22 protein-coding genes and 1 other RNA gene are annotated in these 21,520 nt (G+C 65.4%); 11 read left to right on the top strand and 12 right to left on the bottom strand.

Translation table 11 applies throughout. The features are described 5' to 3' along the window. Window positions 1-10: 10 nt before the first annotated feature. Window positions 11-664 carry an NTP transferase domain-containing protein gene (locus tag C0V78_RS09060; protein WP_101797415.1) on the top strand — a complete coding sequence of 218 codons (654 nt, stop codon included), beginning with the start codon at window positions 11-13 and terminating at the stop codon, window positions 662-664. A gap of 10 nt (window positions 665-674) precedes the next feature. Then, window positions 675-1,043 (top strand): cupin domain-containing protein, encoded by a 369-nt coding sequence (locus C0V78_RS09055; protein WP_101797414.1) that lies wholly within the window; start codon window positions 675-677, stop codon window positions 1,041-1,043. Here C0V78_RS09055 and C0V78_RS09050 read toward each other — a convergent pair. Then, window positions 1,040-1,915 carry a helix-turn-helix domain-containing protein gene (locus tag C0V78_RS09050; RefSeq protein ID WP_158241520.1) on the bottom strand — a complete coding sequence of 292 codons (876 nt, stop codon included), beginning with the start codon at window positions 1,913-1,915 and terminating at the stop codon, window positions 1,040-1,042. The genes C0V78_RS09055 and C0V78_RS09050 overlap by 4 nt on opposite strands. Window positions 1,916-2,010: 95 nt before the next feature. On the opposite strand from C0V78_RS09050, the gene C0V78_RS09045 reads away from it, so the two are divergent. The 3 genes from C0V78_RS09045 to C0V78_RS09035 are packed head-to-tail and all read left to right on the top strand — an operon-like array spanning window position 2,011 to window position 4,828. Beyond that, the gene (locus C0V78_RS09045; RefSeq protein WP_101797413.1) at window positions 2,011-2,820 is read left to right on the top strand and encodes an SDR family NAD(P)-dependent oxidoreductase; all 810 of its coding nucleotides are present in this window, start codon (window positions 2,011-2,013) and stop codon (window positions 2,818-2,820) included. After that, on the top strand, window positions 2,820-3,977 hold the full coding sequence (locus C0V78_RS09040; protein ID WP_101797412.1) for an LLM class flavin-dependent oxidoreductase: 1,158 nt from the start codon (window positions 2,820-2,822) through the stop codon (window positions 3,975-3,977). Before C0V78_RS09045 ends, C0V78_RS09040 begins: the two co-directional genes overlap by 1 nt. Further along, a complete protein-coding gene (locus C0V78_RS09035; protein ID WP_101797411.1) occupies window positions 3,974-4,828 on the top strand; it encodes an alpha/beta hydrolase fold domain-containing protein in 855 nt (284 codons plus the stop codon). Before C0V78_RS09040 ends, C0V78_RS09035 begins: the two co-directional genes overlap by 4 nt. On the opposite strand, the gene mtgA is transcribed toward C0V78_RS09035, so the two are convergent. The 3 genes from mtgA to C0V78_RS09020 form a co-directional block, all read right to left on the bottom strand. Next, the gene (gene mtgA / locus C0V78_RS09030) at window positions 4,819-5,544 is read right to left on the bottom strand and encodes a monofunctional biosynthetic peptidoglycan transglycosylase (RefSeq protein ID WP_101797410.1); all 726 of its coding nucleotides are present in this window, start codon (window positions 5,542-5,544) and stop codon (window positions 4,819-4,821) included. The two genes, C0V78_RS09035 and mtgA, sit on opposite strands and share 10 nt — an antisense overlap. Before the next feature lie 56 nt (window positions 5,545-5,600). Further along, the gene (rpoH, locus tag C0V78_RS09025) at window positions 5,601-6,527 is read right to left on the bottom strand and encodes an RNA polymerase sigma factor RpoH (protein ID WP_101797409.1); all 927 of its coding nucleotides are present in this window, start codon (window positions 6,525-6,527) and stop codon (window positions 5,601-5,603) included. 103 nt (window positions 6,528-6,630) lie between these two features. After that, window positions 6,631-7,572: an RluA family pseudouridine synthase gene (locus C0V78_RS09020; protein WP_101798284.1), complete on the bottom strand. Its 942-nt coding sequence runs from the start codon at window positions 7,570-7,572 to the stop codon at window positions 6,631-6,633. A gap of 125 nt (window positions 7,573-7,697) precedes the next feature. Between C0V78_RS09020 and C0V78_RS09015 the strand changes: the two genes are divergently transcribed. The 3 genes from C0V78_RS09015 to rnpB all read left to right on the top strand — a co-directional run bounded on the left by C0V78_RS09015 (window position 7,698) and on the right by rnpB (window position 9,561). After that, window positions 7,698-8,339 carry a histidine phosphotransferase family protein gene (locus C0V78_RS09015; protein ID WP_101797408.1) on the top strand — a complete coding sequence of 214 codons (642 nt, stop codon included), beginning with the start codon at window positions 7,698-7,700 and terminating at the stop codon, window positions 8,337-8,339. Between the two features lie 13 nt (window positions 8,340-8,352). Further along, complete coding sequence (locus tag C0V78_RS09010) at window positions 8,353-9,057, top strand: N-acetylmuramoyl-L-alanine amidase (RefSeq protein WP_101797407.1); 705 nt, start codon at window positions 8,353-8,355, stop codon at window positions 9,055-9,057. Window positions 9,058-9,148: 91 nt separating this feature from the next. Next, window positions 9,149-9,561, top strand: an RNA gene (gene rnpB, locus C0V78_RS09005) — RNase P RNA component class A. Window positions 9,562-9,603: 42 nt separating this feature from the next. On the opposite strand, the gene C0V78_RS09000 is transcribed toward rnpB, so the two are convergent. From C0V78_RS09000 to C0V78_RS08965, 8 genes are all read right to left on the bottom strand, one after another. Further along, window positions 9,604-10,551 carry an SMP-30/gluconolactonase/LRE family protein gene (locus C0V78_RS09000; protein ID WP_256385667.1) on the bottom strand — a complete coding sequence of 316 codons (948 nt, stop codon included), beginning with the start codon at window positions 10,549-10,551 and terminating at the stop codon, window positions 9,604-9,606. Continuing rightward, window positions 10,548-11,474 (bottom strand): NAD(P)-dependent oxidoreductase, encoded by a 927-nt coding sequence (locus tag C0V78_RS08995; RefSeq protein WP_371514442.1) that lies wholly within the window; start codon window positions 11,472-11,474, stop codon window positions 10,548-10,550. The genes C0V78_RS09000 and C0V78_RS08995 overlap by 4 nt, the downstream gene beginning before the upstream one ends. Then, window positions 11,446-12,579: a CaiB/BaiF CoA-transferase family protein gene (locus C0V78_RS08990; RefSeq protein ID WP_101797405.1), complete on the bottom strand. Its 1,134-nt coding sequence runs from the start codon at window positions 12,577-12,579 to the stop codon at window positions 11,446-11,448. The genes C0V78_RS08995 and C0V78_RS08990 overlap by 29 nt, the downstream gene beginning before the upstream one ends. Further along, window positions 12,576-13,679, bottom strand: coding sequence for a CoA transferase (locus C0V78_RS08985; protein ID WP_101797404.1), 1,104 nt, complete (start codon window positions 13,677-13,679; stop codon window positions 12,576-12,578). Before C0V78_RS08985 ends, C0V78_RS08990 begins: the two co-directional genes overlap by 4 nt. A gap of 18 nt (window positions 13,680-13,697) precedes the next feature. Then, window positions 13,698-14,900 carry a MaoC family dehydratase N-terminal domain-containing protein gene (locus tag C0V78_RS08980; RefSeq protein WP_101797403.1) on the bottom strand — a complete coding sequence of 401 codons (1,203 nt, stop codon included), beginning with the start codon at window positions 14,898-14,900 and terminating at the stop codon, window positions 13,698-13,700. Window positions 14,901-14,993: 93 nt separating this feature from the next. Next, window positions 14,994-15,575, bottom strand: coding sequence for a cysteine hydrolase family protein (locus tag C0V78_RS08975; protein WP_101797402.1), 582 nt, complete (start codon window positions 15,573-15,575; stop codon window positions 14,994-14,996). Further along, window positions 15,572-16,237 (bottom strand): GntR family transcriptional regulator, encoded by a 666-nt coding sequence (locus C0V78_RS08970; RefSeq protein ID WP_101797401.1) that lies wholly within the window; start codon window positions 16,235-16,237, stop codon window positions 15,572-15,574. The genes C0V78_RS08975 and C0V78_RS08970 overlap by 4 nt, the downstream gene beginning before the upstream one ends. 15 nt (window positions 16,238-16,252) lie before the next feature. Then, window positions 16,253-17,473, bottom strand: coding sequence for a CaiB/BaiF CoA-transferase family protein (locus C0V78_RS08965; protein WP_101797400.1), 1,221 nt, complete (start codon window positions 17,471-17,473; stop codon window positions 16,253-16,255). Window positions 17,474-17,552: 79 nt separating this feature from the next. Between C0V78_RS08965 and C0V78_RS08960 the strand changes: the two genes are divergently transcribed. From C0V78_RS08960 to C0V78_RS08950, 3 genes are all read left to right on the top strand, one after another. After that, window positions 17,553-18,386: a MaoC family dehydratase N-terminal domain-containing protein gene (locus tag C0V78_RS08960; RefSeq protein WP_158241519.1), complete on the top strand. Its 834-nt coding sequence runs from the start codon at window positions 17,553-17,555 to the stop codon at window positions 18,384-18,386. 90 nt (window positions 18,387-18,476) lie between these two features. Beyond that, window positions 18,477-19,109: a TetR/AcrR family transcriptional regulator gene (locus C0V78_RS08955; RefSeq protein ID WP_158241518.1), complete on the top strand. Its 633-nt coding sequence runs from the start codon at window positions 18,477-18,479 to the stop codon at window positions 19,107-19,109. Between the two features lie 70 nt (window positions 19,110-19,179). Then, window positions 19,180-21,504: an arylsulfatase gene (locus C0V78_RS08950; RefSeq protein WP_101797398.1), complete on the top strand. Its 2,325-nt coding sequence runs from the start codon at window positions 19,180-19,182 to the stop codon at window positions 21,502-21,504. Window positions 21,505-21,520: the final 16 nt, after the last annotated feature.

Raw genomic sequence — 21,520 nt, 5'->3', positions numbered from 1 at the left:
TCGCGCGATCATGAGCCGCCCCGCCGATATCTTGATAGCCGTGCTTGGTGCCGGCAGCGCCCGCCGGTTCGGCGCTGACAAGCTGGCCCAGCCCTGCGGCGGCAAGCCCTTGGGGCTCTGGGCGCTGGAGGCCGCCAAGGGCACGGGCCTGCCGGTAATCTGGATTGCCGGGGGCACGATTCCCGACTGGGTGGACTGCGAGATCGCTCAGAACCCGAGGGCTGCCGAAGGCCTTGGAACATCGGTGGCACTGGCGGCCCGGCTGGCGCGCGAACGGCTTGCGGGTGCCCTGCTTGTCACGCTGGCGGACATGCCACTCGTCTCCTCGCAGTTCCTCCTTCGCCTGGCCGGCGCACGCGCCCCGGCAGCCTGTTCGCACGATTTTGCGCCCGGAGTGCCGGCGCTGATCCCGGCATCGCTGTTTGGCGAGCTTGAGGCGTTGGGTGGCGACGTGGGGGCTGCCCGGATCCTGCGGGGAAGGGGAGACGTGTCGCTTGTCGATGCCCGCAGGGAGGAACTTCTCGACGTTGATACACCCGAAGCGCTGGCCGAGGCGGAAAGCCGGCTCGCTCGATGGCGCGTGTCAGCCCGGCAAGCCGCTCTGGACGGTTGGCACCTTGCTGCACGCCGCTGTGGCGCGCAGGATGGTTCGAGCCCGATGTGAGGAAACGCCGATGCCGAAGATTGTCCTGATGCGCGATGCCGAAAGCGAATGGGAACAGGTCGACGGCGACTGGAAGGCGAAATATGCTAAAGGTGACGCCAGCCTGCGGTTCAAGCGGCTGATGCGGCACGGCATGGCGGGAATGCCGAACGTGCAGCGCACCGAATATATGCCGCACCATCACGAGCCCCCGCACAGCCACCCCGAGGACGAGGTGATCTTCGTGCTTTCAGGAACGCTGTTTCACGGGCGTGACCGGCTGGGCTTCGGCGATGCGATCTATGTGGCGCGCGATACCACCTACAGCCTGCGGACCGAGGAGGAGGGGGCGAGTTTCGTGCGCGTCGGCTTCGGTGATCTTTCAGCGCCAGCGGCCTAGGCCCGGTCGGCCTGCATCACGTTCAGGCAGGCGGCCTGCAGGCGTTCGGCGCAGGCCAGGACTTCGCGGCCCGACAGCGGCGCGGGGAAATCGGTCAGGCACAGGTTGAAGGCGCAGGCGCCGGCCCGGTCGAACAGCGGCGCGGCAATCAGGACAATGTCGTAGCGGGCTTCGGGTTCGATTTCCTCGGGCATGGGGATGGTCCCCAGTCCGGAAATCAGCCCGACCATGTGATCGCGATAGCGCGGCGCCTCGCGGCCGCGGGCCATGTCGCCGATCTCGGGACCGAGCCGCGGTGCACCAGCGCCGCGCAGCGCCACCTGGAAGCCGCGCTGCCGGATAAGGTCGAGGCTGGCGCGCTGGACGGCCTCGGCCTCGGAGCCACTATCGTTCCCCTTGGCCAGCCATGCGGCAATGGCCTCTTCATCGTCCCATGCCACGAAGGGGGCACCCAGCGGCGGCACCAGCGGGCGGCGCTCGCCGGTGCGCAGCCCGGGCATGCGCCCGCGGGAATCGGCCACGGCAATGATGCCGACAATGTCATCGCCGACCGCGGCGCTCATCATCACCGGGATGTCGAGGTCTGCAGCCAGCTCGCTCGCGGCCTCGCGGGCAAGTGCAACCAGCGGGTGGGCGCGCAGCGCCGCATCGCCGGCGGCAATCAGCACCGGCCCAAGGCGAAAGGCCTTCTGCCCTGGTGCCCGCGCGACATAGCCGCGATCGGCAAGGGCGTTGAGAACCGCATGGCACGATGCGGGATTGATCCCGGTGGCCCGGACGATTTCGGAAAGCGTGAAATCGCGCGTCGGGAATGCCGCGAGGAAATCGACGATATCGAGCCCGCGCGTGGCGGACAGGGCGGGACGGGCCACGGCACTCCTTCGCGGTTGACTCCCGCGCTGAATCACGACAGCATCAACAATACGAAATAATATTCGACATTGCAAAATAATCTGCGGGAGAGTGCATGTCAATCGCCATCGACCTGACCGGCAAGGTCATCCTCATCTGCGGTGCCGGGCGCGGGGGCATCAGTGGTGCCACGGCGCGCGCGGTGGTGCAGGCGGGGGGCAGCGTCTTTGCCATCGACCGCGAACAGGCCTTGCTCGATGAAGTGCGCGAGGATGTGGAAGCGCTTGGCGGCACGATCGCCACCGCGCTGATCGACCTTTCCGACGAGGCGCAGTGCGAGGCCGTGGTCGGCAGGGTCGTGGAGCGTTTCGGCCGGATCGATGGTGTCGCCAATGTCGCGGGCGGCACGCGCGAGGAAGAGTGGATCCCGCTCGACGAAACGCCGACCGCCAGCTTCCGCCAGACACTGGCGATCAACCTGGATTACATCTTCATGATCTGCCGCGATGCCGCACGGCACATGATCGCTGCGGGGCATGGCGGGTCGCTGGTCAACGTCGGCTCGGTCTCGGCGATCGCGGCGGCGCCGTGGCACGGCCCCTATGGCGCCGGAAAGGCAGCAATTTCGGCGCTGACCCGCACCATGGCCAACGAATGGCATGAATTCGGCATCCGCGCGAACACGGTCTCGCCGGGCGGGGTGCTGACCACCCGGGTGATCAATCGCCGCAAGGCGGCCAACGTTGTCGATGACGGATCGGTGATCTTCACCCTGCCCGAAGAGCTGGCGAACATGATCGTCTTCCTGCTGTCGGACCTCGCCAATGGCGTTTCGGGGCAGACGATTGTCGTCGATCGTTCGCTCTCCACCAAGTTCTGCGCCGGTACGCGCAAAAGCCGCAAGCAAGTAGGGAGTGAACGCTGATGGAACTGGGCCTGCTTTACGAATTCGAAGCCCCGCAGCCCTGGGACAAGCCGCACCCGTGGGGCCAGCGCGAGGCAGAGCGCAAGGGCTATCACAATGCGATCGAACAGATCGTGCTGGCCGACAAGAAGGGCTTTCACACTGCCTGGTGCGTTGAGCACCACTTCCGCGAAGGGCGCAGCCACATGCCCTGCTCGGAAGCCGTGCTTGGCGCGCTCAGCCAGATCACCAAGGATATCCGCCTGGGCTTCGGCGTCACGCTGATGCCCCATGAATTCATCCACCCGGTGCGCGTGGCGGAAAAGGTGGCGACCGTTGATGTCCTCTCGAGAGGCCGCGTCGAATGGGGCATCGGCCGCTCCACCCCGATGGAACAGATGGCCTTCGGCGTCGATATCGCGCGTTCCAAGGAAAAGATGCTGGCCGCGACCAGGACCGTGGTCGGCATGTGGGAGGCCGAATATTATGAGGAGGACAGCGAGTTCCTGAAGTTCCCGCCGCGCATGGTCACGCCAAAGCCCTGGCAGGATCCGCATCCGCCCGTCTGGCTCGCCGCATCGAGCCACGAAAGCGCCCGCTTCGCCGGCGAGAACGGGCTCGGCCTGCTGTGCTTCTCGATCATGCAGCCCTTGTCCAAGCTGTCGGAGATTCTTGCCGCCTATCAGGAGGGGCAGAGCCGGGCCAAGCCGCTGACGGGCATTCACACCAACAAGGTCGGCACTTACACGCTGGTGCATTGTGCCCGCAGCCGTGCCGACTTCGAACGCAACAAGCTGTGGGAATCGATGTGGTGGTGGTACACCACGGTGGCGCAGTTCCTGCTGAAGTGGGAATTCGCCCACCTGCCCAAGGAAGCGCAGGAAAAGGCCTTTCCGCTGCTCAAGAAGCAGGCCGATGGCGAGTTCGAGATCGAGAAGTTCGACGAGGAGGACATGGTCATCGTCGGCACGCCCGAGGAATGCCTCGCCAAGTTCCTCAAGTATGAAGAGGCCGGGGTGGACCAGGTCCTCTGCTACGTGAACTTCGGCCATCTCACCCATGAAGCCGTGCTCGAATCGATCAGCCTGCTGGGCGATTACGTGATCCCGGAGCTCAAGAAAGCCGGCGCGGCGCGGATCGCACGCAGCCTTGAGGCATCGGTCGCAGCCGCCAGGTGACCGCGCTGTTGCCGCCCGAGCGGCCCGGCCATGCGCCGCCTGCCGACTTGCTGCCCGCCCGCGAGGGGCTGTCGGCGGCCGTCGCGCGCGGAGCCTGGCTGACAAATCCGCCACCGGTCGAGGACTGGATCGACGGCCTGCGCGGGCTGCGCTGGCGCCCCGGCGGCGAGCCGGTTGGAACTGTGGTGCATTTCCACGGCGGTGGTTACCGGCTGGGCGCGCCGGAGATGGAGGGCCCGTTCGCTCAGCGCCTCGCGCTGGCGTGCGGCGTGGAGGTAATTGTGCCGCAATATGGTCTCGCCCCAGAGCGGCCGTTTCCCGGCGCGCTGCATGACGGCATGAAGCTTGTTCGCGCCCTTGCGGGTGCAGGTCCGCTGTTCCTTTCGGGCGGGTCGGCCGGCGGTGGCCTGGCGGCCGCGCTTGCAGGACCAGCGCGGGGGGCGGGCATCGCACTCGCCGGGATGCTGCTGCACTCGCCGTGGCTCGACCTAACCATCACAGCCGACAGCTATGCAGCCAATGCCGATAGCGATGCGCTGTTTTCGCGGGCCTCGGCAGAGGCAGCGGCGGGGCTTTACCTGCAAGGCCACGATCCGCGCGATCCGCTGGCCTCGCCCCTGTTCGCCGATCCGGCCGACTTCCCGCCGCTGCTGGTGACGGTGGGCTCGGGCGAAGTCCTGCTCGACGATGCCCGTGCATTTGCGGCGCGGCTGGGGCCCGGCGCGCGATTGCTGGTGGCAGAGGGCATGGAGCACGTGGCTGTCACCCGGGCGATGGATGCCACGGGGGCAGGTGAAGTCTTTGCCGCCAGCGCAGACTTCATCCGCGCGCGGTTAGCCGATCACTCATAGACGCATTCATCGTAGTCGGACGTTTTCACCACGCTGCTGCGCGCGGCGATGGCGTTGCCGTGACGGCGGGTGAACCCGGCGGGAGAGACCACTTCGCGCTTCTTGGGGCTGGGCAGGGCAGCGGCGATGCGCGCTGCCTCGATCCGGCTCAGCTTCGCGGCCGAGTGCTTGTAATAGCGCTGCGCCCCGGCTTCGACGCCATAGGTGCCAAGCCCGGTTTCCGCGACGTTGAGGTATACCTCCATGATCCGCCGCTTGCCCCAGATGTTCTCGATCAGCACGGTGAACCAGGCTTCCAGTCCCTTGCGGAAATAGCCGCCCCCCTGCCACAGGAACACGTTCTTGGCGGTCTGCTGGCTGATCGTCGATCCGCCGCGGATGCGCTTGCCCTTCTGGTTGCGCTCGTAGGCCTTTTCGATCGCGTCGATATCGAAGCCGTTATGCGAGCAGAACTTCCCGTCTTCCCCGGCGATCACGGCGGCGACCATGTTGCGGTCGATGCGGCTGAGCGGGGTCCAGTCCTTCTCGAAGCCGTTGGGGTCCATCACCATGGTCGCAGTGACGGGCACCGGCACCCATTTGAACAGCAGGACAAGGCCAAGGCTGATCGTCACGAACCAGATGAAGGCCCGCGCAACCCACCATGCCGAACGGTAAAGCCAGCCCCGGTTGGGGCCGGGGCGCGGCAGGCGGGGCAAGCGGAAGCGGCGCGGCATATGCGGCTATGATCTATCCGCCGATGCCGCGCGCTGGCAACTCCATCTTTGCCGGCTCAGGCTGCGATCAGCCGCTTTTCCCCGGCGATCCGCAGCATGGCCTTCTGCAGCTTTTCGAAAGCGCGCACCTCGATCTGGCGGACACGCTCACGGCTGACGTTGTAGGTCTGCGACAGTTCCTCAAGCGTCTTGGGATCGTCGATCAGGCGACGTTCGGTGAGGATGTGGCGCTCGCGCTCGTTCAGGCTCTCCATCGCTTCGAGCAGCAGGGCATGGCGGAAACCAGCCTCCTCTGCCTCGGCGACGGTTTCATCCTGCAGCGGCCCTTCGTCGGCCAGAACGTCCTGCCACTGGCCTTCGCCTTCCTCGTTCAGGGAAACGTTGAGCGAGGCATCGCCGCCCATCATCATGCGGCGGTTCATGTTGACCACTTCGGTTTCCGACACGCCGAGCTTGGTGGCGATGGCCTTCACCTGTTCGGGGTGGAGGTCGGAATCCTCGTAGGCATCGAGGTTCTTCTTCATGCGGCGCAGGTTGAAGAACAGCTTCTTCTGCGCGGCCGTGGTGCCCATCTTCACCAGGCTCCATGAGCGCAGGATGAATTCCTGGATCGAGGCCTTGATCCACCACATCGCATAGGTTGCCAGGCGGAAGCCGCGATCGGGCTCGAACTTCTTCACGCCCTGCATCAGGCCGATATTGCCTTCGGAGATGAGTTCGGACACCGGCAGGCCATAGCCGCGATAGCCCATGGCGATCTTCGCCACGAGTCGCAGGTGGCTGGAGACCAGCTGCCGGGCTGCTTCGGGATCCTCGTGTTCCGCATAGCGCTTCGCGAGCATGTATTCCTGCTCAGCGGTCAGCACGGGGAACTTCTTGATTTCGCTCAGGTAACGGTTCAGCCCAGCCTCGCCACCCAGGGTAGGCATGGCATTCGGCGCGGCCGGCAGGTTACCCTGCGTGGTGCGGTCATGGTCGGACATCTTCTTCAATCGTCCTTTCGTGTCGGCAGCCCATAGGGGACCCTTCCGAGGCATCCCCCCGCGGCGGCCACGGAGTTTCTTCTAGCAAATCAACGCGAAAAAATCATCTCAAATCGACCAACAGTGTCTCCAGATCGGCGGGCAACGTGGCTGAAAAGCGCAGGGATTCGCCCGTAACAGGGTGGATGAAGCCCAGCACTGCGGCATGCAGCGCCTGGCGGTGAAAACCGATTCGGTTCAACAATCCACGCAATGGTCCCGGGGTCCTGCCATAGGTCGGATCTCCCAATAGCCCATGCCCGATGGATGCCATATGAACGCGAACCTGGTGGGTTCTCCCGGTTTCCAGCCGGCATTCGACCAGTGCGGAATGGGTCAGCCGCTCCAGCGTGCGGTAATGGGTGACGGCATGCTTGCCGCGCCCGTCTTCCACCAGCGCCATCTTCTTGCGGTTGGTGCTTGAACGGGCAATCGCGCCGCGCACCGTTCCGGCAGGCGGCATAGGATGGCCGCCGACTATGGCGAGGTAGGCGCGTTCGATCGAATGGTCGGCAAACTGGCGGGCAAGGCCTTCGTGCGCCTTGTCGGTCTTCGCGACGACCAGCAGGCCGGAGGTGTCCTTGTCGATGCGGTGGACGATCCCGGGCCGGGCGACGCCGCCGATACCCGAAAGCTGGCCCCGGCAATGGTGCAGCAGGGCATTGACCAGCGTCCCGTCAAGGTTGCCCGCAGCCGGGTGCACCACCAGCCCGGCGGGCTTGTCCACGACGATCAGGTGATCGTCCTCGTAGACGATGGAAAGCGGGATATCCTGGGCCTGCGCTTCAGCCGGCGCGGCCTCGGGCACACGGATGGCAAAGGCTGTGCCCTCGGCAACCTTGAGCGAGGCCTGGCTGGCCACCTTCCCGGCCAGTTCGACCCGGCCCTCGCCCAGCAGCGCCTTCACCCTCTCGCGCGAAAGGCCGCTGGCGGTGCTGAGCGCCTTGTCGAGCCGCTCGCCCCCGGTGGCGATCACGCCGGATAGGATGTGCTCTCCCCCCTGCATGGGCTTGGACTTGGGCATGGAATCGGCGGTGACAAGTGGCGAGAAAGCCACAGTCCGCCAATTTGCGTAGCTTCCCACGCGACTCGGGCGGTTGTAAGGGTATGGAAAGTTTGCAGGGACCGTTCATGACCATTTCCGCCACCGATCTTGCCGCCATGCTCTGTTCGCGCCTCTGCCATGACATGTTGAGTCCGGTGGGCGCATTGTCGAACGGGCTTGAGCTGCTGGCGGAGGAACGCGACGGCGAAATGCGGGCGCGGATCGTTGAACTGCTGGAGCAGAGCGCCAAGGCCAGCGCCGACAAGCTGAAGTTCTTCCGGCTCGCCTTCGGGGCGGCGGGCGGCTTTGGCGAACTGGTTTCCGTGGCCGAACCGCGCGCCCTGGTGGAAGGACTGGTAAGCAACAACGAACGGATCACGCTCAGCTGGAACGTGTCTGCCGATGCCATGCCCAAGGCGGCGGTGAAGGTCCTGCTGAACCTTGCCCTGTTCGGCATGGAAGCGCTGGTGCGCGGCGGTACGCTGGAAGTGGGCGCCGAGATCAACGAGGGCGCCAGCGAGATCGCGGTGCGCGCGTCGGGCCCGCGCATCGCCTTTGACGAAACCGTCGGTCGCGCGCTTGATGGCACCCTGCCAGAGGAAGAACTTTCCAGCCGCACCGCGCCCGCCGCGCTGGTTCAGGCGCTGGCTCGCGAAATGGGGGGCGGGGTGCAATATGCCCTGACCTCTGAGGCGCTGGTGCTCGGCGCCGTGCTGCCGGGGGCCTGAGGGCTTGGGCGCGATGCGCAGCTGGCTGGTTCACCGGCAGGTGCCATCGCCCAATTTCAACGCGCGCGCCCTGCCGGTGTCGATGGTCGTCCTGCATTATACCGGGATGCAATCGGCAGACGAGGCGCTGGAGCGGCTGTGCAGCGAGGAAGCCGGCGTTTCGGCCCATTACCTGATCGACGAGGATGGCACCGTCACCCAGATGGTCGCCGAAGAGAACCGGGCCTGGCATGCGGGCAAGAGCTTTTGGCGCGGGATAACCGACGTCAACTCGGCCAGCGTCGGGATCGAACTGGTCAACCCCGGCCACGAATTCGGCTATCGCGATTTCCCCAATGCCCAGATCGAGGCGCTGCTGCCGCTGCTGGCCGACATCAAGCGGCGGCACGGCATTTCCCGCTCGAACGTGGTCGGCCATTCCGATATCGCCCCCACTCGCAAGGAGGATCCGGGCGAACTGTTCCCGTGGGAGCGGCTGGCGCGCTACAAGCTTGCGCTGCCCGCGCCGCGCTCCTCAGCCCGGCTGGTGTTCGACAATGACGGCGCCTTCTTCCTCGCGCTGGAACGCTTCGGCTATGACATCACCGATGGCCGCGCCGCCGTCCGCGCGTTCGAGCGGCGCTGGCGGCCCGAACGCATCACCGGCGAGATCGACGGAGAGATCAGCGCCCTGCTGTTCGAGCTGCTGCTGCAGCGGGATCTTGGCAAGGCGAGATGACCAGGGAGCGCAAGGTGCATCCGCACCTTGCTTGCGGCACTGGCGAACACGGAGGTGTTCGCCGCCAGCGAAGCGTGCTAAGCGGGCGCAGCCAGGGGGCCGGGCAGCCGCGTGACCGCAAGGTCCCGAGGAAAGTCCGGGCTCCACGAAACAAGGGTGGCGGGTAACGCCCGCCGGGCGACCTGCTTGCAGGGAAGCTCAGGGAAAGTGCCACAGAGAGCAGACCGCCCCATTCCATGGGGTAAGGGTGAAAGGGTGCGGTAAGAGCGCACCGCGCGACTGGTAACAGGAGCGGCACGGCAAACCCCACCCGGAGCAAGACCGAATAGGGGCGGCGCGTCGGTTCTTCGGAACCGGTAGATGTGTTTCGCATCGACCGCCCGGGTTGGTTGCTTGAGCCACGCAGCAATGCATGGCCTAGATGAATGGCTGCCACCGCCGATACGGTGCGATTTTCGCATACCGTCGGCGGGACAGAACCCGGCTTACAGGCCCCCTGGCATATTCGTTTGGGAAGTCGGAAAACCGCTGCGGGAGCCGCCGTGCTTACCGCTGGTGCAGCAGCTTCAGGCCCGGCCTTGGCCAGTCCACGGCGATCAGCAGGCCGTGGCCAGAAACCGTGATGTAGGCGGTTTTCATGTCTGGCCCGCCGAAGCAGATGTTGGTGCAGTAAGGCTCGGGCCCTTGCCAGTATTCCAGCTTCTCGCCCTCGGGGGAGAAGACGGTGATGCCGCCTGTAACCAGCGTGCCGACGGCGATGTTGCCGCATTCCTCGATCGCCATCGAATCGAAGCGCTGATAGCCGGTCGCCTGCCCGATCATCGTGCCGCCGTTGGGCGAGGGCCACGGCTTCTTCGCCACTTCGCCGCGCCCCGTGATCGGCCATTGCCACAGCCGCCCGGTTTCGGTTTCCGATGCGTAGAGCACCTTCTCATCCGCCGAAAGGCCGACACCGTTGGGCGTCAGCATGGGGAATACCGCCTGCCTGATCCACGAACCGTCGATAGCGGCGTGATAGATCGCGCCCTGGTCCATGACGCCGTCATAGGTCTTGCCATGATCGGTGAACCACATATCGCCATTGGCATCGAACACGATGTCATTGGGCCCGTTGATCGGCTTGCCTTCGCAATGGGTGTAAAGCGTGGTGACTTCGCCGGTGGCCAGGTCAACCCGCTGGATCGATCCGCCGGTGTAATCTTGCGCGCGGCCGTGCGGGCGGTCATAGCCCTTCACGCCGAAGATATCTTCCTTGAGCCAGTGGAAGCCGCCGTTCTGGCAGACATAGCAGGCTCCGTCGGGCCCGATGGCAGCACCGTTCGGGCCGCCGCCCAGTTCCGCCACCACTTCCTTCGCGCCATCGGGCCGCACGCGGATCAGCCGGCCACCCTTGATCTCGACCACCAGCACCGAGCCATCGGCCATGGCGATCGGACCTTCCGGAAAGATCAGGCCATCGGTGACAATCCGGTAATCGAGCGTCAGGGTCTTCACGCCTTGCCCTCCACCAGTTCGATGATGGCGGGAAAGTATTTTGCGCCGATGCCGGAGTCCACCGCGCGCTTGTAATATTCGGCCGCCCGGTTCGCCATGCGCGGTTCAACCCCCATCTGCCCGGCCAGCTCGATGGTATAGCCCATGTCCTTCAGCACGTAATCGCTGGGAAAGGCCTTTTCGGGAAACAGGCGCGGGGCCATGGCCTTCTTCGCGTGGTTCTGCAGCGCGAAGGAATTGCCCGAGCCAAGGACCACGGCCTCGATCAGCTTGTCGCCCGTCACGCCCGCACGCTCTGCCACCACCATCATCTCGGCAATTGCGGCAACCTGTTCGAACAGCAGGGTATTGTTGATCAGCTTGACCACCTGCCCGCAGCCGACATCGCCGCAATGGGTCACGTCGCTGCCCATGTAGGACAGCAGCGGCTGGACCTGTGCGAACACCGCATCGGATGCGCCGACCATGATCGAAAGCGTGCCATCGATGGCTGCCTGCCGGGTGCGCGCAACCGGTGCATCGGCAAAGGCGATGCCTTTCTCCGCCAGCATGGCGGCAACTTCGCGCGCATCGACGACGGCCGTGGTCGAGAGATCGACGACGGTCGTACCGGACGCGGCATGGGCGGCAATTTCCTCGCAAACGGCGCGGACCTGCTTGCCACCCGGCAGCGATAAGAAAATGACCGAGGCTGCGCTGGCCACAGCCGCGACGCTGGGTGCAGCCACGCCGCCGTTCGCCAGCTGCGCGGCAAGCGCCTCGGCGTTGAGGTCGAACACGTGGACCGGGGCGGCGTGCTTGCGGATGGCGTTGGCGCACATGCCCGCGCCCATCACGCCCAAGCCGATGAAGCCAAGGGTCGGGTTGCTCATTGGGTCCTCTCCATGGGCCCGGTCAGTAAATGACCTCGGCCTTTTCCAGATCGTTGCGCTCTGCCCGGCTCAGGCCAAGCAGCTCGCCATAGATATAGTCCTCGTCCTCGCCGAGTTGCGGCGTGCCGCGATGAATGCCGATTTCAGGGGCCTTGGAAAGGCGCATCGGCACGGCAACGGCGGCACGCTTCTTCCCGTCGGGTTCGGCCACTTCGACGATGGCGCCGCGGGCCTGCAGGTGGGCATCGCCGGCGATTTCCGGCGTGGTCCAGCTGACATGGGCGGCGATCCCCGCTGCCTGCAGTTCTGCGGCGGCGGCATTGGCTTCCCGAGCCGAAGTCCATGCGGAGATGGCGGCATCGGAAAGATCGCCGGTCAGCCCCTTCAGCGCCGCGCGTTCGGCATCGGTACGAACGGCGATGGAAATCCAGCGGTCTTCGCCCTGTGCGGGGAACACGCCGTGCGGTTCCAGCCCTTCGGCACGGTTGCCCATGCGTGCGGGCTTTCCGCCTGCGGCCGCCAGCAGCAGCGCCTCGCCGCACAGGGCTGAGGCGACTTCGCGCGCCGCGACATCGACATGGGCGCCCTGTCCGGTCGCACGGCGGCGGTGAAGCGCGGCCATGACGGCGACAGCGGAATGCATGCCCACGGTGTGATCCATCACGTGGCGCATTTCCACGGGCGGTCCGTCTTCGAACCCGGTCAGGTCGGAAAGGCCACCCCAGGCGCCGAACAGCGGAGCATAGCCGGCGAAGTGCGAATCCGGCCCTTCCTGCCCGCAGGACGATACGGACAGCAGGATGATATCCTGCTTGACCTGCCGCAGCGCTTCATAGCCCAGCCCAAGCCGTGCCAGCACGCCAGCACGAAAGCTTTCGGCAGCAATGTCGGACACGGCAACAAGCCGCTTGGCCAGTGCGATGCCTTCCGGCTTCTTGAGGTTGATGCGGATCGAAAGCTTGGTCGATGCCACCTGGTCGAAGGTTGCCGGACCCTCGCGGCCATAGACCGGGTGCGGCTTGCGGAAGGCATCGGGGCGCATGGCGCTTTCCACCTTCACCACTTCGGCGCCAAGCTGGCTGAGCAGGTTGGTGCAGAACGGTCCGGCGTTGTGCACGGTGAAATCGGCAATGCGGATTCCGGAGAGCGGTTTCATTCGGGAACGCCTCCGCGCAGCGAGAGCGGCTCGCCGTCGAAATGGAAGGGCGAGACCAGCATGGCGAGCGGACCGGATCCCGGCACGTCTATCTGCTGGAACAGGCCGCGGAATTCTTCGTGCGGATCGGCAAGAACCTCTGCCGGCTTGTAATAGCGCGCAAGCGGCACGGACCGGGCCTGGCCCTCGCGGACGACATCGTCGACCAGGCGGGTGCGGGCCCACTCGCGGATATGGCGGTTGATTTCGGGGCCGCGGCGGCTGCGCGAAACGCTGTCCGCCAGTTCTGGGTCCTGCGCCCAGTCCGGGTTGCCCAGCAGGTCGACAAGGCCGGTCCACTGGCGCTGTTCCAGGGTCAGCAGCTCGACGAAACCGTCGGCGCATTCGATCACGCCGCCAAAGCGGAACGAGCGTTCGACGCGGTGTTCGACCGATCCGTCGCCCAGCCGCTGGATGGCGAAGGCGCCTACCGACAGGCCGGCATCCTGGCTGGCCACGTCAACGAACTGGCCGCCGCATTCTGGCCTTGCCCACAGCGCCGAGAGCGCGCCGAGCGCGGCGGCGGTGCCACCCTGCATCTCGGTAAAGTGGCCGTGAATCTTGACCGGCGGGCGATCGGGAAAAAGCTCGGTGGTCAGGCCGTTGGGGAGGAGAAAGCCCTCGCCCGAGGCGTGGAGGACGTTGATCTCCTCGCCCTTCCACTCTGCCTTGGGGCCGTGGGCGCCGAAGGGAAGGGTGGAAACGTGGATCAGGTCCGGGTGGTGTTCGGCGACGCTCGCCTGATCGAGCCCCAGCGCGGCGCGCTGGGTGATCGGGGTGTCGTCGATGAAGATGTCGGCACTGCCCAGAAGGGCTGCGCGTTCTTCCGCGTTTGCCAGGTTCACCGTGCGCGCTGTCATGCCCACCGTCAGGTAGGCGAACAGCGCCGAGGTTTCACTGCCCGGAAGGAAGGGAGCCTCCCCGCGCAGCCCTGAGCCTTGCGACCCTTCGACCAGCTGGCACTCCGCCCCGAGGGTAGAGAGCAGCCGGGCGGCGTAGGCCGCCGCCACGCCATTGGCATGGACGACGACCTTTACGCCTTCAAGCGGAGCGCTTGTCACGGGAACGCTCCTGCCGGTTCAGCGGACCACCGGCAGTTCGAGGTCGCAGTTGCGGCCATCGAAGAACACGTTGTGCTGCGGGTTGAGGCTGGGCAGCAGCACCGTGGCGAGGCCCGGCGTGGTCAGTTCGCCGCGCTGGTTTTCACCGCGGATCTCGATGTCGACCAGGGCGTTGCCGTCCTTGACGTACTTGCGGGTCACCTTGCCGCGCGCCCAGGTGCAGTCACCCATGATGTTGAAGCCGCGCATCTGGGTGCGCACGCGCTTCAGGAAGCCGGCATCGCCCATCCAGTTGGTGACGAGGCTGGCCATCCACGACGAACGCTGTGGGCCGTAATCGTAAACGCCGGGAACGCCCACTTCCTTCGCGGTCGATTCGCGGTGGTGGCCGATGCCGGTGTATTCGATGCCGCCGCCGGCTTCCGGGTTACGGAAGAAGTGGCCGGGGTGCTTCACGGCGTTCTTGAAGATCACGCCGTGGGTGTGGCCACGGCCCGACCCGACGAGGAAGCCCATCGTGTCCATGAGGGAGAGCGGGCCGCGGACGATTTCCGGCAGTTCTTCGCCTTCCTGCACTTCGTCCCAGTAGCGCACGTTGTTGCCGCGGATGTTCTTTTCTTCCATCAGGATCGCGTTGTCGATCTTGGCGAAATCTTCCGCCGAGTATTCGTGCGTCTTGATCTCGGAATACTTGCCGGCCTCGCGGGCTGCCTTGCGCTCGTGGCGGGTGCAGGTGCCCAGCGCGCGGGCAACGAGGTCGCCGTTCTGGTTGGCATAGCTGGCTTCCACATACTGGATCACCAGGGTGCCCGAGAACTTGGATTCCTTCACGTCGATGCCGACCACGCGTTCGATCGCGGTGATGCGGTCGCCGGGGCGGATGTGGCGGAAGAATTCCCAGTCGTTGCCGGCGTAGAAGCCGTGCACGCCCGGCAGGCCCCAGCGCGTGCGGCCGACCCAGCCGAAGGCCATCGGGAAGTTCGGGTGCGCGACGATCGAGCCATAGCGCGACAGGCGGCCATGCTCTTCATCGCGGTAAAGCGGGTTGAGATCGCCGATGCCATTGCACCAGTTGCGCATGGTGTCAGCGGTGGCGTCCTGCAGGTACGGCCCTTCGGGGCGCAGCTGCATGCCGATCATGTTTTCGGCTGCCTTGATTGCTTCAGGGGTGATCTTGCCCTCTGCCGGCGCCGCGCCGACGTCCTTTTCATTGGTGCTCATGGAATTGGTCCTCGATTCTGTCAGATTGTGGATAATGCATTATCTGGATCGACGTCAAGCGACAGCCGCGCCGACAACGCGATGGCGTTGCCGTCAGGCCGTCCAGTCGTATTCGGATGCCTTGACGATAGTGGCGTAGCGGCCAAGGCAGGCGATGGCGTGCATGTGCTCGTCCGCCGTAACCCCGGCGCAGCAGTCTTCCAGGATCACCACCTCGTAGTCCCGGTCATGCGCCTCGCGCGCGCCGGAATGGACGACACCATTGGTCGAAACGCCGCACATGACGATGCGCTCGATTCCGTTGGCGCGCAGGATCGCTTCGAGCGAGGTGGCGTAGAACGGGCTGACGCGATGCTTGACCACGTCGAAATCGCCCTCCTGCGGGGCGATCGCGGGGTGAACCTCGGTCCCCCAGGTGCCAAGCTTGAAGATGCCGTTGTTGCGCGCGCCGGAGAAGATCGGCGAGGCGGGCGGGCACTCGCGGTAATCGGCGGAAAAGCCAACGCGGACGTAGCCCACCTTTGCACCGGCCTTGCGGGCCGCGGCGATGGCTGACGCCGTATTCGCCAGAACGCCGCGTTCGGCCACCTGTACGCCGTATGTCGCCTTGCTGAAGCCTTCCGGATCGACAAGGTCATTCATCATGTCCATCACCAGGAACAGGGTCTTCTTCATCGCTTGCTTGCTTCCTTTCCGGCCTTTTCCCGCTCCATCGCGGCGCGCAGTTCCTGCCACCCGGCTTCGACGTGCTGGCGGGTGGCGAGCATGGCGGCGGCAGTGTCACGCGCGATGATCGCGGCGAGCATGTCATCGTGTTCCTCGGCGGCGCGGCTGACCCGGCCCTTGAGGCGGTTGATCAGGTCAAAGGGATAGCGCGCCCAGAGGATCTGCACGAAATGCAGCGTCTGCGGCATCCGCGCAGCTTCGAACAAACGGTTGTGAAAACGGTAGTTTGCCGCCCTGGCGCGCTCGTTGTCGCCCGCTGCGAAGGCCTCGGCGAATTCGGCGGCCAGCACCTTCATCTCGGCGATGTCGGCGGCCGAGGCATTCTCCACCGCACCTTTGACCAGTTGCGTTTCAAGCAAGATGCGCAGCGCCAGGACTTCGCTCGACGCCTCGATGTCGAAAGGGGCGACGACCGCTCCCTTGAAGCTGTCGCCCGCGACATAGCCTTCGGCCTCAAGCAGCTTCAGCGCTTCGCGCACCGGGGTTATCGAGGTGTTCAGCAGGGTGGCGATTTCCTGCTGCTTGAGCCGCGCACCACGCGGGAAGCGGCCCGAAATGATACCTTCGCGCAGGTAATCGGCGACCTGTTCTTCTTTGGTCTTGAACTGCATCGCCGATCCTTCCGCTCAGGACTTGTCGCGCACCGGCGCCCAGGCAAAATCGCCTTCCTGCGCCGTACGGGCTGCGCCCGAAGCGAGCAAGCCGGCTGCGGCATCGGCCGAATAGCCGAGTTCCGCCAGCAATTGCGCCGTGTGCTCGCCCAGTTCGGGCGGGGGCAGGTTTTCCGCCACTTCGCGCGCACCGGGGAATTCGGGCACCTCGAAATGCAGGCCGCGGAAATCGAGATCGCGCAGCTTGCCGGGCTGGCGCGCCTGCGGCTTTTCCAGCACGCGTTCAAGCGGCATGACCTCGTTGAAGCCCAGCCCGGCCGCGCGCAGCTTGGCCTCGGCCTCGTCATAGGTCAGCGCGCCGATCGCCTTGCTGACTGCTTCTTCCACGCGGTCGCGCGCCTTCTTGCGGTCGCGCAGCTTGAGCAGTTCGGGATCCCCGTCTTCGGGCATGGCAAGCGCACGGGTCAGCTTCGCCCAGTGGGCGTCCGTCAGGATCAGCAGGTAGATCCAGCGGCCGTCGCTGGTGAGGTACGAGCCATAGCCCGGCATCGAAAACTCGCCGCCGCCTTCCTTTTCGAGGCGGCCGAGGAGCTGGGTCTTGAGCTGCATGCCGGCCAGATCGCGCGCAGCAAGGTGAAGCCCGGTTTCGTAAAGTCCGATCTCGATCCGCCGGTCGGCTTGCGATGCATTGGGATCGAGCATGGTGCTGAGCACGCGGATGACGGCATAGGTGCCGGCGAACTGGTCATGATAGCTCGGCCCGAAGCGGGTCGGGCGGCCATCGATGCGGTGATCGTCCATGGCGCCGGTTGCCGCTTCGGCAATCGGGTTGGTCATCAGGTCATCCGCCTGCGGGCCGTGCGTGTAGCCCTTGACGTGCACGTGAATCAGGGCGGGGTTGACCGCCATGCAGTCATCCGCAGTGACGCCAAGCTTGCGTGCGGCAGCGGGGGCGAGGTTGTGGATCACCACGTCCGCGGTGGCGACGAGCTTGCGGAAGATTTCCTTGCCGCCGTCCGTGGTCAGGTCGAGGCAGATGGCCTTCTTCGAATGGCTGTAGGCCACGATCGTGCCCGATGGGCCACCGCGGATCAGGGCGCGGGTCGTGTCGCCGCTGGGCGGCTCCACCTTGATCACTTCTGCGCCAAGCTGGCTGAGGATGTGCGTGGCGAAGGGGGCCGCGATCATCGTTCCAAGTTCGATGACGCGCTTTCCGGCGAGGGGCTTGCTGCTCATGCGTGCCTCTTGCCAAATAATGCATTATCCATCAAGGCGGGAAAAACGGGTTTGGCCCGCACAGCGAAAGGCACCAAGCATGAGCGAAGATTTTTCCGCCTGGATCGGCCGCAGCGAGGAACTGTTCGACCGGATCGACGCCGCGCGCTGCAATGCCCTGCTTTCGGCGCTGGGCCAGCCTTCTGGTCTGGCGGAAGGTTCGGAAATGCCGCTGCTGCACCATTGGCTCCACTTCTGGAACGTCCAGCCGCCGGCCGGGCTTGGCCCCGACGGGCATCCGGCCAAGGGCGGTTTCCTTCCGCCGGTGCCGCTGCCGCGCCGTATGTGGGCCGGCGGGCGGCTCAGGTTCGAAAAGCCGCTGCTGATCGGTGAGCGGGTTACCAAGCTTTCCACGATCAAAAGCGTGACCGCCAAGAGCGGCAAGAGCGGCGACCTCGTCTTCGTGACGGTCGAGCACCGCCTTTCGGGCGAAAGCGGCCTTGCCATCGTCGAGGAACAGGACCTGGTCTACAAGGGCGAGACACCTCCCGGTGCGCTCAAGACCCCCGCGGCTGAAGGCCCGGTGCCGAGCGCGCCCTGGCAGGCTTCGGTCATGCCCGACACGGTCCTGCTGTTTCGCTATTCGGCGCTGACGATGAACGGCCATCGCATCCATTACGACCTGCCCTATGCCATGGACGAGGAAGCCTATCCGGCACTGGTCGTCCACGGACCGCTGCAGGCGACCTTGCTGGCGGACCTTGCGGTCAAGAGCCTGGGCAAGCCGCTTGCCACCTTCGACTTCCGTGGTCAGGTTCCAGCCTTCGCCGGCACCCGCCTCGACGTCTGCGGTGAACCGGCAGAGGGCGGCGCCGCGTTCTGGACGGAACAGTCCGGCGGCAAGAACATGGTGGCGACGGTTACCACGGTCTGACGCGCGGCTTGACGGCACGGGATGCGGCTTGCCACATCGGCAGACCCCGCAACGTGCGGGGTGCCTGCGTGGAGTGACAGTTTGCACAAGGTGACCAGAACCCGGCTCGATCCGCGGCGCGAATTGACGCGGCAAGCGCTGGTCGAAGCAGCCGAAGCCCTGTTCGGTCAGGACGGGATCGAGAGCGTCACGGTGCGGCAGATTGCCGCAGCGGTGGGTTCGGCCAACAAGAATGTCGTCTCCTATCATTTCGGCGGCAAGGATGCGCTGATCGATGCGGTGTTCCGCTGGCGGCTGCCGGAACTGGACCGCACGCGGGGCGCGATGCTGGATTCGGTTATGCAGCAGGGACGAGCCGACGATCCCCGCGCCTTGCTGGAGGTGCTCTGGCGGCCGACTTTCGATCTGGTCGACAGGCGTGGCAAGCGCGGTTTCGCCATGTTCCTACGCGCCGTGCTGCATGATCGATATGGCCATCTCAGGCAGTCGATCAGGGAACTGACGCCGCATACCGAACGGACCTCCGGCCTGCTTCTGGCGATATCTTCCGGACATTGCGGCGCCACGGCGGCGCGGCGGCGTATTGACCTTGTCAGCACCATGATGCTCGAGGCAATCAGCATGGCCGACGGTGCCGGGGCTGCCGAAGCGGAAACTGCCTTTGCCGATGCCCTCACGGCTGCCGCCGCCGCCTTGCTCGCACCCGGACGGCCAGCAGAATAAAAAGGCAATTGCCTGATTTATTCTCCGGCGATAGTCTCTCCCGCAAGGCCGACGGCATGGGAGAGGGCGAATGATGGCGAAGATTTCCAACCTGGCGATTGCCACGGCGTTGCTGGGCGGCATCTTGGCAAGTCCGGCCATGGCTCAATCAAACCAGTCCGCACCCGCACCCGCACCCGCACCCGCACCTGCTCCGGCGCCGGCGAGCGCCCGGCCCAACGTGCTGGTTTGGATGATGGACGATGTCGGTTTCGCGCAGGTCGGGGCATTCGGCGGACTGGTGGAAACGCCCAACATTGACCGCGTTGCCCGCATGGGGCTGCGCTATACCAACTATCACACTGCGCCGATCTGCTCTGCGGCGCGCGCATCCTTCCTTACCGGGCGTATGCCGCATTCGGTGCACATCGGCGGCCATGCGACGGCAGCGATGCCCTGGCCTTCGCACGATGCGCGCATTCCGCCCAATGCAGGCACGATTGCGGCCAACCTGCGCGCGGCAGGCTATGCCACCTATGCGCTTGGCAAGTGGGATCATCTGCCCGCCGAAGAGAGCTCTCCCGCCGGCCCCTTCACCTACTGGGCGACCGGGCAGGGTTTCGAGCGGTTCTATGGCTTCCTTGCTGCCGATGCCGACAACTTCAACCCGGTGCTGGTTCGCGACACCACGCCGATCCGCAAGCCGGGCGGCGAGGACTATCACCTGAGCGAGGATCTCGCCCGCCAGGCGATCGGCATGATCGGCGCGCGCGATGCCGCGCGCGAACAGCGACCGTTCTTCATGTATTGGGCAACCGGCGCGGCCCATGCGCCGCATCATGCCCCGCCCGAATGGATTGCCCGATATCGCGGCAAGTTCGACCAGGGCTGGGACAAGGTGCGCGAAGAGATCCTCAAGCGCCAGGTGGCGCAAGGGCTGGTACCCAAGGGCACGCGCCTTTCTCCGCGTCCCGAAGGTCTGCCGGCATGGGACAGCCTGAGCGCGCAGGCCCGGCAGCTCTATGCCCGCCAGATGGAAACCTTTGCTGCGGCGCTGAGCCACGCGGATGCCCAGTTCGGCAAGCTGCTCGATGCGCTGGAGGCGCGAGGCGAGCTTGCGAACACCATGGTGATCGTCACCTCGGACAATGGGGCCAGTGCCGAAGGCGGGATGAACGGCCTGTTCAACGAGGCGGCGGTAACCTCACCCAGACCGGTGACCGTTGAAGACAACCTCAAGCTGGTCGACAAGTGGGGCGGGCCGGAAACCTTTCCCCACTATGCCAATGGCTGGGCGGTGGCCGGTGACACCCCGTTCCGCTATTTCAAGCAGACCGCACACGAGGGAGGTACACGGGTGCCTCTGATCGTCGCCTGGCCGAAAGGCATTGCCGCACGCGGCGAGCTGCGCAGCGATTTCGTCCATGTGGCTGATGTCGCGCCGACCATCCTCGATGCCGCGAAGACCCCGCTGTCGCCCGTGATCAACAACCAGCAGCAGGTGCCGATGGAGGGGCAAAGCTTCGCCGGAAGCTTCAGCCGGCCCGGCTCCGCGCGCGATGGCCGTGCACAATATGTCGAACTCTATGGCAACAAGGGCCTGTGGCAGGGCGGATGGTCGATCGTCACCACGCACCGCTACAAGACCTGGGAGTGGAACACGGCGAATACCTTTGACGAGCCTTGGGAGCTTTACGATCTGGTCAACGATCCGGGCCAGACCACCGATCTCGCCGCCAAGTATCCCGAGCGTGTGAAGCAAATGGAAGCCGAGTTCGCGGCGCAGGCCAGGCGCTACAATGTCGACCCGATATTCAATCTCCGCGATTCGATGGGGTTCGGGATCAAAAAGGTGCAGGCCGAATTCGCTCGGCGCAAAGGCGTGTGGCGCTATGCCGTGCCGGTTGCAGCGGTGCCATCAGCGCTGGCACCGCCGGTCGCGGCCATGGGCTTCAAGCTGAGCGCGCGGCTGGACCTGCCCGAGGGCAGGGCGACCGGACCGATCTTTGCCTATGGCGGCCAGCTTGGGGGCATGGGCCTTTATCTCAAGCAGGGAAGGCCCGCGCTGCTGTTCAACGATCTGGACGGCACGGCAACGGGCGTCATCTCTGATGCCGAAGTCGGCCCGGGCAGCCGCCTGCTGGAAATGACGCTGGCAAAGGGCGCACCGGGCCCTGACGGCAAGAGCGACTATCGCATCGCCATGAAGCTTGACGGGCGCGACCTTCCCATCGCCGATCCGGTCCTGCGCCTTGCCATTCCGACCTTCTTCGGAATCGGCGAGACCTTTGGCGTGGGCAACGATGACGGCTCGCCGGTGTTGCAGGGCTACCCTGCTGGAAAGCCGCTTGTCGGCCTGGGCGAGGTCGCCTTCGACTTTTCCGGCAGTGCGCCGCCGCAGCACGGGGGGCACTGAGAGCTGCCCCGAAGCA

The sequence above is a fragment of the Novosphingobium sp. TH158 genome (assembly GCF_002855555.1).
In the GTDB taxonomy this organism is placed as follows: Bacteria; Pseudomonadota; Alphaproteobacteria; order Sphingomonadales; family Sphingomonadaceae; genus Novosphingobium.
This window is presented reverse-complemented; position numbering and strand designations above follow the sequence as displayed.